We start from the raw sequence: 269 nt of genomic DNA on the forward strand, positions 1-269 counted from the left end.
GCGGTGGTCGCGGGCTCGAAACACAACAGGAGAAGTGACATGGCTAACATCGGTTCTTTCAAGAAGGTCGGCAACGATTTCCAGGGCGAGATAGTCACCCTGAGCCTGCAAGCCAAGGGCGTCCGTATCGTCGCCGAGACCAACCGATCCAACGACAACGCTCCCAGCCACCGCATCTACGTGGGCAGGGCCGATTATGCGTAGCGCGGGATTATGCGGAGTCGTTGGCTGGTAGCCGCGGTTTTCCCGGGCTTTTGTGGCTTTTGTGG

The 269-nt window shown here is 59.1% G+C and carries 1 pseudogene; it reads left to right on the plus strand.

The annotated features are described in order from the left end of the window. Positions 1-39 precede the first annotated feature (39 nt). Positions 40-195: pseudogene (locus AC0L23_RS40150) on the plus strand (DUF736 family protein); the annotation flags it as partial. Positions 196-269 lie beyond the last annotated feature (74 nt).

The organism is Bradyrhizobium sp. MI1.4, assembly GCF_055811315.1.